The organism is Bacillus gaemokensis (genome assembly GCF_001590835.1).
In the GTDB taxonomy this organism is placed as follows: Bacteria; Bacillota; Bacilli; order Bacillales; family Bacillaceae_G; genus Bacillus_A; species Bacillus_A gaemokensis.
Genome location: NZ_LTAQ01000020.1, coordinates 35,421 through 36,434, shown reverse-complemented (window position 1 = coordinate 36,434; position 1,014 = coordinate 35,421). Strand labels below are relative to the sequence as shown.

Genomic DNA, 1,014 nt, shown 5'->3' with positions numbered 1-1,014 from the left:
TTGTTGGCCCAGCGGCTACTTCTTGACCTGGTACTTCGTTATGAATTGGTGCAGCTGGTGTTACCGGCGTTGTTGTTGGCCCAGCGGCTACTTCTTGATTTGGCACTTCATTATGAATTGGTGCAGCTGGTGTTACCGGTGTTGTCGTTGGCCCAGCGGCTACTTCTTGACCTGGTACTTCGTTATGAATTGGTGCAGCTGGTGTTACCGGCGTTGTTGTTGGCCCAACGGCTACTTCTTGATTTGGCACTTCATTATGAATTGGTGCAGCTGGTGTTACCGGCGTTGTTGTTGGCCCAGCGGCTACTTCTTGATTTGGTACTTCATTATAAATTGGTGCAGCTGGTGTTACCGGCGTTGTTGTTGGCCCAGCAGCTACTTCTTGATTTGGTACTTCATTATAAATTGGTGCAGCTGGTGTTGTCGTTGGCCCAGCAGCTACTTCTTGACCTGGTACTTCGTTATGAATCGGTGCAGCTGGTGTTGTCGTTGGCCCAGCGGCTACTTCTTGACCTGGTACTTCGTTATGAATTGGTGCAGCTGGCGTTACCGGTGTTGTTGTTGGCCCAGCAGCTACTTCTTGACCTGGTACTTCGTTATGAATTGGTGCAGCTGGCGTTACCGGTGTTGTTGTTGGCCCAGCGGCTACTTCTTGACCTGGTACTTCGTTATGAATTGGTGCAGCTGGCGTTACCGGTGTTGTTGTTGGCCCAGCGGCCACTTCTGAATTTGGTACTTCATTTTCGATTGGCGCAACTGGTGTTACTGGTGTTGACATTGGCCCAGCGGCCACTTGGTGTTACTGGTGTTGACATTGGCCCAGCGGCCACTTCTGAATTTGGTACTTCATTTTCGATTGGCGCAACTGGTGTTACTGGTGTTGACATTGGCCCGGCGGCCACTTCTGAATTTGATACTTCATTTTCGATTGGCGCAACTGGTGTTACTGGTGTTGACATTGGCCCAGCGGCCACTTCTGAATTTGGTACTTCATTTTCGATTGGCGCAACTGGT

Annotated in this window: 2 pseudogenes; both read right to left on the bottom strand. The window is 50.3% G+C overall.

The window, feature by feature from the left end:
- Nucleotides 1–778 (bottom strand): annotated as a pseudogene (locus AZF08_RS16650) (hypothetical protein); the annotation flags it as partial.
- Nucleotides 738–1,014: pseudogene (locus AZF08_RS30510) on the bottom strand (hypothetical protein); the annotation flags it as partial. The pseudogenes AZF08_RS30510 and AZF08_RS16650, both read right to left, overlap by 41 nt.